Annotated in this window: 8 protein-coding genes and 1 pseudogene; 2 read left to right on the top strand and 7 right to left on the bottom strand. The window is 51.3% G+C overall.

Features of this window, described 5'->3' with window-relative positions; translation table 11 throughout:
• Positions 1-40 precede the first annotated feature (40 nt).
• Positions 41-409 (top strand): helix-turn-helix domain-containing protein, encoded by a 369-nt coding sequence (locus tag ACPV3A_RS07325; RefSeq protein ID WP_426198628.1) that lies wholly within the window; start codon positions 41-43, stop codon positions 407-409.
• 90 nt (positions 410-499) lie between these two features.
• Here the strand turns inward: ACPV3A_RS07325 and ACPV3A_RS07320 are convergent, their stop codons facing one another.
• From ACPV3A_RS07320 to ACPV3A_RS07305, 4 genes are all read right to left on the bottom strand, one after another.
• Positions 500-646, bottom strand: a complete 147-nt coding sequence (locus ACPV3A_RS07320) for a hypothetical protein (RefSeq protein ID WP_426198626.1) — start codon at positions 644-646, stop codon at positions 500-502.
• Between the two features lie 322 nt (positions 647-968).
• A complete protein-coding gene (gltB, locus tag ACPV3A_RS07315; RefSeq protein ID WP_426198624.1) occupies positions 969-5564 on the bottom strand; it encodes a glutamate synthase large subunit in 4596 nt (1531 codons plus the stop codon).
• 848 nt (positions 5565-6412) lie between these two features.
• The gene (locus ACPV3A_RS07310) at positions 6413-8680 is read right to left on the bottom strand and encodes a YhgE/Pip family protein (protein WP_426198622.1); all 2268 of its coding nucleotides are present in this window, start codon (positions 8678-8680) and stop codon (positions 6413-6415) included.
• A 199-nt stretch (positions 8681-8879) separates the two neighbouring features.
• Positions 8880-9461, bottom strand: a complete 582-nt coding sequence (locus ACPV3A_RS07305) for a TetR/AcrR family transcriptional regulator (RefSeq protein ID WP_071222484.1) — start codon at positions 9459-9461, stop codon at positions 8880-8882.
• A 331-nt stretch (positions 9462-9792) separates the two neighbouring features.
• Between ACPV3A_RS07305 and ACPV3A_RS07300 the strand changes: the two genes are divergently transcribed.
• Positions 9793-10968, top strand: a complete 1176-nt coding sequence (locus tag ACPV3A_RS07300; RefSeq protein ID WP_426198620.1) for an MGDG synthase family glycosyltransferase — start codon at positions 9793-9795, stop codon at positions 10966-10968.
• A 98-nt stretch (positions 10969-11066) separates the two neighbouring features.
• On the opposite strand, the gene ACPV3A_RS07295 is transcribed toward ACPV3A_RS07300, so the two are convergent.
• From ACPV3A_RS07295 to thpR, 3 genes and pseudogenes are all read right to left on the bottom strand, one after another.
• Positions 11067-11750, bottom strand: a complete 684-nt coding sequence (locus ACPV3A_RS07295) for a metal-dependent hydrolase (RefSeq protein WP_426198618.1) — start codon at positions 11748-11750, stop codon at positions 11067-11069.
• 42 nt (positions 11751-11792) lie between these two features.
• A pseudogene (locus ACPV3A_RS07290) lies at positions 11793-12606 on the bottom strand (cell wall hydrolase).
• A 97-nt stretch (positions 12607-12703) separates the two neighbouring features.
• The gene (gene thpR / locus ACPV3A_RS07285) at positions 12704-13285 is read right to left on the bottom strand and encodes an RNA 2',3'-cyclic phosphodiesterase (protein WP_194544473.1); all 582 of its coding nucleotides are present in this window, start codon (positions 13283-13285) and stop codon (positions 12704-12706) included.
• Positions 13286-13323 lie beyond the last annotated feature (38 nt).

Genomic DNA, 13323 nt, shown 5'->3' with positions numbered 1-13323 from the left:
CTTCTATAGATACAAAGCCATTCGAAAGGGGGATCAATGCGTGAACTACGGAGAACGAATATCAGAATTACGTGAACAGCATGGTTGGACTCAGGAAGAACTCGCTACCTCTGTCGGTATTACACGTGCTGCACTATCCCATTATGAAAAAAATCGGCGCAAGCCGGATTTCGAAACATTGACCCGCCTGGCAGATCTGTTTGACGTATCCATAGATTATCTGATCGGGAGAACGACACAGGAAAAAACGGTGCTTGATGCGGAGGTTCGATCGTTTGTGGACGGACTTGAACTATCCGATGAGGATTTATTGGAACGTTTTAACCTTACGGTGGACGGTCGTAAGCTAACCGAAGATGAAGCCAGGCGATTTATTGCATTTGTTCGCATGGAACGAGCCATGAAATAATGCTCAAGCCTAAGAACTACAAAATCCCCGCCGTGTAGGATACGTTCATCACTACATGCCGGGGATTTTTTTGCTTTCATAAGATCATATTTAATCTTTTCTTAATTCCTCCCATTGCAGCCATTTATCAGGATGGATTCCCAATTGAGTCATGAGCTTATTGATGTCGATGTTCGTTTTCTGCTGGTCAAGCCGCTGCTCGGTGCTTCCGGAGCCTCTCTCCTTGTCCACACTCATTTCCACAACTACCTCGCTTATCTATAATTTCCTCTCCATCCCAGCTGCCAATACTTGTTGAAATTACCATGTATATAGCAACAACCTACTAAACAACTTACTTACCAATATTATAACGAACGAATCCACATGATGCTGTCGTCTTATGGAGCCTTTGTCCTATGCTTCCGGTTCTAATTTTGTCGAATTTTCTTTTGGAATATTTTGTTGAAAAGCATAATTTCTAAAAACAATACCATCGTAACTTATTTACATATGGAAAAAAACCACATTGCATTCATTAAAGAACACAATGTGGTTTCAGCTGATCTCTCATCAGATGTTAGTTCCCTGTACGAGCCAACTCTTTCATATTTGCTTCAAATGCGGCGAGAAGCGCAGCTTCACCTGCCAGCCCTTGGTCTTGAGCCTTCTCGATATGCAGCAGCATGCGTTTGTAATCCTTCGGAATGATACGGACAAAGCGGCTCAGCGCCTGATCCCAATCCCCTAGTATTTGCTGTGCAGGCACACTGCCCGTGTACTGCTCATGCTGCCGGATAAGATGATGGAGTGCTTCCGCTTCTGCTGTTTCCTCTACGCGCTCAAGGAGTACCATCTCCAGATTGCAGTGATCCACAAAAGTTCCTTCAGGATCATAGACGTAGGCCACCCCACCGGACATACCGGCTGCGAAGTTCCGTCCGGTTTCACCGAGAACGACTACCCGGCCGCCGGTCATGTATTCACAGCCATGATCGCCGACGCCTTCAACCACAATGCTCGCACCCGAGTTACGAACGGCAAAGCGCTCGCCGGCAATGCCTCTTACGTAGGCTTCCCCACCTGTAGCACCATAAAACGCGGTATTACCCGCAATAATATTCTCCTCGGCATTGAAGGTTGCTTTCGGTGACGGCTTCACGATCAGTTTGCCGCCGGAAAGACCTTTACCGATATAGTCATTCGCATCCCCTTCAACCGTCAGCGTCATCCCTTTCGGCACAAAGGCACCAAAGCTCTGGCCTGCGGACCCCACGAAGTTAAAACGAATCGTGTCTTCCGGCAGTCCGGCAGCGCCGTATTTGCGCGTGACTTCACTGCCCAGAATCGTACCCACTGCACGATCCACGTTTGTGATTGGGAAGGTGCCTTCCACCGCCGCTCCCGATTCCAATGCAGGCGCAGCGCTGCCAAGCAGCGAACGCATATCCAGCGTTTCTTCCAGGCCATGATTCTGTCTTTGACTGCGATAGCGAGTGCTGCCTTCCGGAAGCTCCGGCGTATACAGCAATGCGGAGATATCCACGCCTTTCTTCTTCCAGTGATGATCCGCTTTGACGGCATCCAGGCAGTCGGTACGTCCAATCATCTCATTAATGGTGCGGAAGCCCAGCTCTGCCATCAGCTCGCGCATGTCTTGAGCGACAAAGCGCATAAAGTTGGCAACATGCTCCGGATCTCCTGTAAAGTTCTTACGCAGCTCCGGATTCTGAGTCGCTACGCCAACCGGGCAGGTGTCCATTTGACAGACACGCATCATGATGCACCCGATGGCAACCAATGGTGCCGTAGAGAACCCATACTCTTCGGCTCCAAGCAGAGCCGCTACCACCAAGTCGCGCCCGTTCAGCATTTTGCCATCCGTCTCGAGCACGACGCGGTCACGCAGATTGTTCATGATGAGCGTCTGATGGGTTTCGGCAAGGCCAAGCTCCCAAGGCATACCGGCATGACGGATCGAGCCTTGCGGCGAAGCCCCCGTACCGCCATCGTAACCGCTGACCAGAATGATATCCGCGCGGCCCTTCGCAACACCTGCAGCGATCGTGCCCACACCCACCTCGGATACGAGCTTCACGTTGATATCCGCACGCGGATTGGAGTTCTTCAGGTCGTAAATAAGCTCTGCCAAATCCTCAATGGAGTAGATATCATGATGCGGCGGCGGCGAGATCAGGCCAACACCCGGTGTCGAACCGCGAACCTCGGCTACCCAAGGATACACTTTACGGCCCGGGAGCTGTCCGCCCTCGCCCGGCTTCGCGCCCTGCGCCATCTTAATCTGGATTTCGTCTGCGTTCACCAGGTAGTTGGAGGTTACGCCGAAACGTCCCGAAGCCACCTGCTTGATGGCGCTGCGGCGGGAATCGCCGTTAGCATCCGGGATGAAACGGGCCGGATCCTCTCCGCCTTCACCCGTATTGCTCTTGCCTCCGATGCGGTTCATCCCGATCGCAAGGCTCTCATGCGCTTCCTTGCTGATCGAGCCGAATGACATCGCGCCGGTCTTGAATCGGCGCATGATGGATTCTACGGATTCAACCTCATCCAGTGGTACCGGCTCGCCGACCGGCTTAATTTCGAGCAGTGAGCGCAGCGTAAGATGCTGCTCATTCTCACCTTTCACAAGCTCTGCGTATTTCTTGTAGGTTGCGTAGTCATTGGTGCGGACAGCCTGCTGCAGCAAATGGATGGTTCTCGGGTTGAACAAATGCTCTTCCCCGTCAGCTCTCCATTGATATTCGCCCGCTGAATCCAGCGCTTTATCGTTCCCGTCCTTATCAGTAAAGGCACGCTCGTGATGAGCCAGGGTTTCCTTAGCCACTTCTTCAAGACCGATCCCCCCGATCCGGGACGGCGTCCGTGTGAAATAGCTTTCTACGAAATCTTCTTTGAGGCCGACAGCCTCAAAGATTTGGGCTCCGCGATATGATTGGATCGTGGAAATCCCCATTTTCGATAAAACTTTAACGACGCTCTTGCTTGCCGCTTTAATGTAATTCTTCACGGCTTTCTCATGCGAGATCCCGCGAAGCATGCCTTCCGCAATCATGTCATCCAATGTTTCGAACGCCAGATACGGGTTGACCGCGCTCACGCCGTATCCGAGCAGCAGGGCGTAATGATGTACTTCGCGAGGCTCACCGGATTCAAGCAGGATCGCCACCTTGGTCCGGGTTCCCTGGCGGATCAGATGATGGTGGAGTGACGATACGGCAAGCAGCGATGGAATCGCTGCATTGTCTTTATCCACCCCGCGGTCCGACAAAATCAAGATGTTATGGCCCTTGGCAATAACCCGGTCCGCTGCCTCGCAGAGGGTTTTGATCGCTTGACGAAGCCCTTCTGCTCCTTCCGCTGCCGGGAAGAATATCGGAATGGTCATGGACTTGAAGCCGGGACGGCGAACGTGGCGCAGCTTCGCAAAATCTTCATTCGATAGCACCGGCGAATCCAGACGGATGTGACGGCAGCTCTCGGGCTCGGGCTTCAGCAGATTGCGCTCCGGACCGATCGTTGTTGCCGTTGAAGTGACCAGTTCTTCACGAATCGCATCAATCGGCGGGTTCGTCACCTGGGCGAACATCTGCTTGAAGTAGTTGAACAGCCGCTGCGGACGGTCGGACAACACCGCAAGCGGTGCATCGTATCCCATGGATGCGACAGCTTCCGCACCCGTGATCGCCATCGGCTCAATGACTTTGCGCAGCTCCTCATACGTGTAACCGAAGGCTTGCTGCAGCTGACGTACATTTTCATGCTTGGGATCCGGCAGTTCCGGCGCGTCAGGGAGATCATGAAGCTCTACCAGATGCTCATCCAGCCATTCAGAGTAGGGAAGTTCCGCGGCGATGCTAGCTTTGACTTCTTCGTCAGAGATGATCCGGCCTTCCTTCGTGTCAACGAGCAGCATCCGGCCAGGACGCAACCGGTCCTTGTACAGTACATTTTCCGGCGGGATATCCAGAACGCCCGCTTCGGAGGACAGAATGATCAGATCATCCTTTGTTACATAATAACGGGATGGACGCAGTCCGTTCCGGTCCAGGGTAGCCCCGATCTGAACGCCGTCCGTGAACGCCATCGCAGCCGGGCCGTCCCATGGCTCCATCAGCGTGCTGTGGTATTCATAGAATGCTTTTTTGGTCTTGTCCATGCTCTCATGGTTGCTCCACGGCTCAGGGACCATCATCATGGCCACATGCGGCAGGGAACGACCGCTGAGATACAGGAATTCAAATGTATTATCGAACATCCCGGTATCGGATCCGTCCGGGTTGATGACAGGTTTAACCTTCTCGAGATCGCTTCCGAACAGTTCATGCTCGAACAGCGATTGACGGGCGTGCATCCAGTTTACATTCCCGCGCAGCGTGTTGATCTCGCCGTTGTGAATCATGAAGCGGTACGGATGCGCGCGTTCCCAGCTTGGGAACGTGTTCGTACTGAAACGGGAGTGAATCAGCGCAATAGCGGATTCCAATCCCTCTTGCTGCAGATCCAGGTAAAATTCCCCTACCTGCTCCGTCGTTAACATGCCTTTGTATACGATCTTCCGGCAGGACAGGCTGGATACATAGAAGCTGTCGCCTTCGGGCTTGCCGCTGTAACGGATAGCCAGCTCGGCGCGGCGGCGGATGACATACAGCTTGCGCTCAAACGAGAGATCATCCTGAATGTCGGAGCTTCGTCCGATGAACACTTGGCGGACGTACGGCTTTGCCGCTTTTGCCGATTTACCCAGCATTTCATCATGCGTCGGGACATCGCGGAATCCAAGGAGGGTCTGGCCTTCTTCAGCAATAATCGAAGCCAACTGATCCTCATGGGCCGAACGGACGGCAGGGTCATGGGATAGGAACAGCATGCCGGCACCATAATGCCCGGCTTCCGGAAGCTCAAAGCCCAGCTTCGCTGCTTCGGCGGAGAAGAAGGAGTGAGGAATTTGCAGCATAATCCCAGCGCCGTCACCGGAGTTCGGCTCGCTGCCCTGTCCGCCGCGATGCTCCATATTGGCAAGCATGGTCAGCGCGCTGCTAACGATTTCATGGGATGGCTTACCTTTGATATGGGCAACAAAACCCATACCGCAAGCATCTTTTTCAAACTGCGGATCATAGAGGCCCTGTTTCTGGGGAAAATCAGTATGTTTCATAAGATGCAACCTTTCTTTGTATAGAATAAAATGCTGCTGATCAATAACAGAAAACATAAAGTGCGTGTTCAAAAAGGTCGGTTTTCAGCACCGAGAAGATTGGATGAAGCTAGGGACTGAGGAGTGGAGCGCACGTTTTTGGTACGTGAGCACCGGAAGGCCCGGCTGAATTCAAGATTCGATGCCGAGTGGCTTCCTGATTCATTTCGTGTTAGATATAGGATTTATAAGTTATCAACGGAGTTGATGAAATCCTATATCGCAAGAAAACCTACTTCTGAATCGCGGTCGCTCAACCTTGAATTTGCCTCGATTAGTTCTCTTATCAAAAGCGGACTTTTTGAACAACCTATTAAAGGTTGGACATCAATCCTCTCCTGCAGCGGACACACTGTCATGAGGTGATGCAGTATTGTGCAAAAGCGGCAAGGGGTAACATTTACCTGACACGTAAGATTTATTAGTTCTATATATTTTATCACCGTCATACAGTGCAGGCAATTCAAAGTTTTTATGAATTTGATAAGAATTGTTTTTATGAGAGTTATCACAACACACAGTTAAAACTTATGTAGAATAGTGCAAAAAAACATGCAAATAAAACATTCCGAACAGGCGTTTTTGTTCACCTTATCTCATTTTCAAAACCATCCGCTGGTCTTTTCCCTTCAACTTCTCTCCAACGGGAGAGGCAAGTGATCATCATCACCATGATCCAATCTAAGATGATGCAGCTCCAAGGTCAGTTCTTCATGGCCACACTATACCCGAGCATCAAAAAAAAGACTTCCCCGAGATCTGCTCGACCTTCGGGGAAATCCTCTTCCTTCATATAATAGATATCTTGCTTATGCAGTCAACGCTGTATCGGTGTCTGCTGCTTTCTTGTTGTTTCGGGTAGCCAGGAAGTACACGGCGGTCAGAGCCAGGAATACGAGACCGAATCCGGCCAGTACACCCACATTCGCCCACATGCCGTCGAAACTTCCTGTGGATATGACGTCCTTGTAGCCTTTTACGCTGTAAGTCATCGGCAGCAGCGGATTCAATGCCTTCATCCAGTTCGGAATCAGCTCTACCGGGAACGTGCCTGCGCTTGTAGTCAATTGGAGGATCAGGATAACGATGACGACGAAGCGTCCAGGCTGATCCAGCCAGGTTACAAACATTTGCACCAGGAACATGAACGATAAACTCGTGATGATGGAGAAGAGATAGAAGAGTGGAACGCTCTGCACCTCAAGCTTCAATCCGTACAGCATAACGACCGATGCCAGCAGCGCTTGAATCAATCCCATACCGGCAAAGGAAAGCGTACGGCTGACAAACCGGTTCCAACCCGATGCGTTCGGTACCGATGCTTCGCGGATCGGCAGGATAATCGTACAGAGCAAGGCTCCGACAAACAAACCGAGCGACAGGAAGTAGGGCGCGAATCCCGTACCGTAGTTCGGCACTTCGTTCACCTTGTGCTCTTCAACCTGTACCGGTCCGGCAAACATGGTGACCGTTTCGTCGGTTGTTTTGATATCGCCTGTCTTGTCGGCAGCCTCGTTCAGCTTGCCTGCAAGCTCTCCGCTGCCTTCCTTCAATTCATTCATCCCGTTTACCAGCTCACCGGCTCCGGAATCCAGCTTTTTCGAGCCGTCGGCAAGCGTTGTAACGCCAATTCCGAGCTTGCCGGCTCCTCCTGCAAGCTGCTGCGTCCCTTGCGAAAGGGTGGCTGCTCCGCTTGCGAGCTGTTTGCCGCCAGCTGCCGCTTCGCTCAGCTTCGTGCCGAACAGCTTCATGCCGTCAGCCAATTGGCTTTGGCCGGCGCTCAGCTGTTTGGCACCAGCCAGCAGCTCTTGACCGCCAGCTGCGAGCTGTTTGCCGCCTTCAGCCAGCTGACTCGCTCCCGCGCTCAGCTTGCCGGCGCCTTCCTGCAGCTGCAGCGTGCCTTGATTCAGCTCGGCTGCGCCTTGTGCGAGCTGTTTCTGGCCGGCATTCAGCCCGCTTGTGCCGGTGGCAACGGATTGGCTCGCAGCCAGCAGCTGCTGAACCTCCGGACTTTGCGCCAGCTCCGGATTGCTTTCAGCCAGCTTCTTCAATCCGTCTGCAACGGCCTTAGCGCCTTGCTCCAAGGAAGCCGTAGCCTCCAGCGATTGATTAAGCCCGGCTTTCAGGCTGCTGCTGCCTTCATGAGCGCTTTTCGCGCCTGCCGCAAGCTGGGAAGCCCCTGCTTGGTTGGCTTGCAGGCCTTCATTCAGAGTGGTACTGCCGGCTGCGGCAGATTCAATCCCAGCTTGCAGCTTGGCACCGCCCTTGCTTGCTTCCTCAGCTCCTGCTTGCAGCTTGCTGTGACCCGCTTTAAGCTGATCCAAGCCGGAAGCGAGGGTACCGGCTCCTGCGTTCAACTTGCCTGCACCGTTATTCAGCTCCTGCACGCCTTTGGTCAAAGGCGCGATTCCATTCTGAAGCTCCTGTGTGCCGCTGACGAGTTTAGCCAAATTTTCCTTCAGCTTCACGGCGCCGTCATCCAGCTTCACGGCACCTTCGGATATTTTGGTTGCACCGTCTCCCGCTTCGCTCAAGCCATCGGATACTTTGGCTACTTGATCGAACAGGGTTTCCGTATAGGCTTCCGTCACTTTCGCGGACACCTTGGACTGAATCTGCTTCACCGCAGATCCGCCGATCTGGGCCGCCAGGAAGTTGTAGCCTTCATTCGGCTCAAATACGATCTGCGCAGGCTGCGGATGTTCATCCATTAAAGTTGTCGCCTGCTGGGAGAAATTCTCGGGGATGCTGATGGTCATGTAGTACTTGTTATCCTGCATGCCCTGCTCCGCTTCCTGCCGATTAACGAATTGCCAATTAAAATCTTTTCCCTTCTTCAGCTCGGCAACCAAATCCTCGCCGGCGTGCAGCGTCTTTCCTTCAAAAACAGCGCCCTGGTCGTTATTGACGACCGCAACGGGCAAATCCTCCATCTTCCCGTACGGGTCCCAGAAGGCCCCGAGGAACATACCGCTGTACATGACCGGTATGAACAGCACCGCGATGATCGGAATCAATATTTTTTTATTCCGAACGGCAGCGCCAAGATCTTTTGCAAATACAGATAATGACTTCATCCCAGTCTCTCTCCTTTTTTTCTCTAGATAACCAGCCGACATGAATCTGCAGCATGGCAGATCACATTCCAGTACAGAATGACCAATATCCTCAATCAGTCAGTTCAGGCCAAAAAAAAACGATCCCTGGCAAGGAAGACGATCCCTCAAGCCTAGAGAGTCCGCCTTCCTCATCACGAAGGAGGTTCCTGTATCCTTCTTATGAAGTAGCCTTCAATCCGTCAGCCAAGAACACCATCATATATTCCTTGATCTGTTCCTTGCTCAGCGGCTTGTGAAGCTGATTGAAGTCCGTCGTGAGGGCAACGTACAGTTTCAGCATCACGAAGGATACCACTTGAGCATCCAGCGGCTTCAGCTCACCGATCGATATGGCCTGCTCCACAATTCCCTCGAGATATCCGACGATCCCGTTCTCCACCTTCGTCAACCCTTCATGCGCCTTCGGCGTGCCAATATCCCGTACCTCTTGCGATAGCTTAATGAACAGCTCATGCTCGCCTCGGAATTCAAGCAGCGCATCCAGCACCCGATACAGATTGTCGAAGAAATCTCTGTCCTTCCGGATCTCCCGCTCGGCAATACGCTTCATCTCCATAATGGCCGACAGCAAAATCTCGTCAAACAGCTCATCCTTATTCGTGAAAAACGTGTAGATCGTACCTTTCCCTACATTTGCAATCTTCGCCACCTGTTCCATCGTCGTCGCTTTATATCCGAACAAAGCAAACGACTTGGAGGCAGCATCCAGCACCTGCTTCCGACGGTCCACAGCTGACATGCTTACCCCTCCTTCTTGATCTTTTTAGATTGGCCTTCATTTCAAAACTGACCAAAATACTTTTTCGGTCATTCGGTCAAAAATCACTTTACCAGATAATCGGAGCCATTGCAATATCTTTTCGTTAAATTTTTTAATATTCTGAATGCAGGGTTCAAATTTTATCATGACGTCTAATGTAAGGGTACGCTCGAACTCCCAGCCGTAAAATAATTGAAATGCTTTTCCCTTTTGCGCGTATACTTATGATGCATACTCTTTTTTTTCGCGCCGCTCTTCAAAAAATGATTCCTGTTTTGTAAGATAGAGGGAGAAAGAAGTAGGTGAAACCATGCGATATACAAGAGTGCTCCTCTTTTCCGAGGGTTTCGGCACAGGTCATACGCAAGCAGCGTATGCGCTGGCTGAAGGTATACAACGGATGAATCCCGGCATCCACTGCCGCGTCATTGAGCTTGGCAATTTTTTGAATCCAACCGTGGGGCCGTTAATCTTATCCGCTTATCGAAAAACCGTCAGCACCCGTCCGCGCCTTGTCGGCATGCTGTACCGTTCGCAATATAAGAAATCGCTAAACCGTTTGACGCGGCTCGCGCTGCACCGTATATTCTACGCGCAGGCTCAGCAGGTCATCGAGCAGCTGAAACCGGATCTTATCATATGTACCCACCCCTTCCCTAACGCCGTGGTCTCCCGCCTGAAGCGTCAGGGACTCGAGGTTCCGCTCTATACGCTGATTACCGACTATGATGCCCATGGCACCTGGGTCAATCCGGAAGTGGATGAATATCTCGTATCAACGCCTCATGTGAAACAAATGCTGCTGCGGCGAGACATTCAGCCCGAATTCGTTCATGTGACCGGCATTCCGGTGCATCCCAAGTTCTGGGAAAGAGGCAATCGAGAAGCGCTTCAGGCCGAGCTTCAATTAAAAAACATGCCAACCGTACTGATTATGGGGGGCGGTTGGGGTCTCGTATTCAACAAGGAGCTGCTCAGCAAGCTGGCCAGCAGGGCCGATGATATCCAGCTGGTCTTCTGTATGGGACAGAACGAGAAGCTGGTTGCCAGCATGCGCGAGGACCCGATCTTTCAGCATCCCAACATTCATGTTCTCGGGTACCGCGAAGATATACATAACCTCATGGAAGTGTCGGATTTGCTCATTACCAAGCCAGGCGGGATGACGTGTACAGAGGGAGCCGCCAAGGGAATTCCCATGCTGTTCTATGAGCCTATCCCGGGACAAGAAGAAGTGAATTCCCATTTCTTTGTCAGCGAAGGCTATGCGGAAATTTTGGACTCTCCTTCCGTGATCGACAAATGGCTGAACCTGCTGTCCGATCATTATGATCAGGTGAGTAAGAAACGTAATGGAGCCGGCCGGCGGCGCATACCGCATCTGGAGCCCGACCACTGCGCCAGCCAGGTGATGGAATTGCTGACCGAAGGGCGCATGCCCGATCATCGTGAGGAAGCCGTCAAACTGTTGGCGGACCAGCCCTAATATCTATAGCATGCTCTATAATTCCCGCTTTTGAACTATTACCCTAAAAAAGCTTCCCTGTCTTCGAGACAGGGAAGCTTTTTATATGAAAAATCCATCTATATTTCCAGCGTTTCTCCAGCCTTCAATGGATGTCCCTGAATGCCTGTTTTGGCTAGTTCGTCGCAGAAGGCCCCAGCATCCTGTTTAATGCCCGGGAACGTGTCATAATGGACTGGGATTACATGCTTCGCACGAATCCACTGTGCGGCCAACAGGGCGTCCTGTGGGCCCATCGTCAATAAATCCCCAATCGGCAGCGCAGCTGCATCAATTTGGTTCATCTCTCCGATCAGCCGCATATCGCCAAACAAACTCGTATCGCCCGCATGATAGAATGTTTTCCCGCCTATCGTCAGAATGACGCCACCAGGCTGCCCTGCATAGATCCAGGTGTCTCCTACCGAAATGGATGAAGAATGAAAGGCCGGGGTAAACTTCACCTTAAAGCCATCGAATTGCGCGCTTCCGCCGATATTCATTCCATGGGATTTGGCACCCAGGCTGCCGCAATACACGGCGAGTTCATAGACCGCGATAATCGGGCAATCATTCTGCTTCGCAATCTCGATGCAGTCGCCAAAATGGTCGGAGTGCCCATGCGTCAGCACAACCGCATCCACCTTTACGTCCTTGGGCTCAATGCCGGAGCCTGGATTCCCTGATAGCAGCGGGTCGATGATCACACGAACTCCGCCCTCTTCCACCAAAATGCTAGAATGGCCGTAATACGTAATATTCATGCTTAAACACACCTCCTACATCCTAGTTTACCCTTATGGGCACTACTTGTAAAAAGAGTGATTTCCTATTTTTTTAACAAATGTTCTTGAATGATGTACCGTCAGGTCCTGAGCAAGCTTCAAAGACAGGAAGAAGTACGTATCGTCCTTTACCTCTTTTTGGCCATGAAGTGCCGCATTCACGGATTTAATCGTCTCTTTGTTCGGCTTGACACGTTTAAGACGCCCGTTCGCTACAGGACTAAATTGGTGCTTTTGATAGATGACATCGGTAATCGTATCGGGAAAATTAGCGGACCGCAGCCGGTTTAAGACAACGTTAGCAACGGCTACTTTGCCTTCGTACGGTTCGCCTTCCGCCTCTGCCATGACAATCTTCTGGAGCAGAAGCAGTTCTTCAGCTGACAAATCATAGGTCCAGGTCGCTTTGGCTTTCTGATCCTGGGTTAACGTATTTGTTCTTGTGAAGAATAAAGTTGTGGGGGGTGATAAGCTTTCAGTCTGAGATTTGACGACATGCGTCCCCTTTTGTTTTGCCGGTTTCCCGTCCGCAGCCTGAGATTTCGATGGTTTCTTTTTCTCATCTGCAGCCTTCAATGCTTGTTGCGAGTTCCAATATCCGTTTTCAGCCAAACCTATGCCTTTTGCCTTTGAAAAAGCATGACTCTTGCTCCCCGGCTTATTCCACTCTTGGAAAACAATTGAAGACAAAATATTGACAGGTTCCCTATCCTGTTTGGTACTCGCGTCTTTTACGGATAGATCAGGCAAGTAAACTTATAAGAGACAAACTCACAAAGAGCGCTCCGATGAGCAGCGCAACCCAGCGATTTTGCCGTAGCACTTTCATAACCATATTTTTCCTCCTATGATGTCGGCACATTCCTACACTATGTAACCACATTTTTAGGCGTTGAAAACATGGTAATTTTATGAACATTCTATTTTCAGTTTCAGAAAATGGTCGAAAGCCGCGCCACACCTACTGTTTCGTACATTGGAGTTGCATGCAAATTTGTTCGAAAAAGAACGAGCTGCTGCACTTCCCACTGGATGGGCTTGGGTCCTGTTCCGATAACATCCAATGAAAACTGTTGGTTTCCTTGAAACTTCCGGCCAACCGTAATATGCGGACGAAACGGTCGCTCCTCCGGCACAAATCCGAAAGCCTCCATCTTCGATACCACCGCTTGCTGAAGCTGAGACAGAGCATTCAAATCCCCGCCGATTCCCGCCCATAAAATTCTTGGCGAGGCGCTTGCCCCGAACACGCCGGCATCATAAAGGCCAAGCTTGAAGGGCTTATGCTCCTTAGCGACTTCCTGCAGCGCCGCTGTAATCTCCTCTATGCGATTTGACGGCGTATCGCCTAGAAACTGTAAGGTAATGTGGTAATCCTGCGGATGAACCCACTTTTTAAAAGTTACTTGCTCCCCCAATGTTTCCGTCCATTCCTGAATCCGGGACGACACCTCCGAAGGCAGATGTACGGCAACAAATAAACGATCCATAGCTCCCTCAGCCGAATGGCTCAACTAAGACACTTCCTTCCAATCTCTTTTATCCTAAGCAG

Source organism: Paenibacillus sp. Dod16 (assembly GCF_049893405.1).
Taxonomy (GTDB): Bacteria; Bacillota; Bacilli; order Paenibacillales; family Paenibacillaceae; genus Paenibacillus_AQ.
The sequence above is the reverse complement of the archived record's forward strand: the minus strand, read 5'-3'. Positions and strand labels throughout refer to the sequence as shown.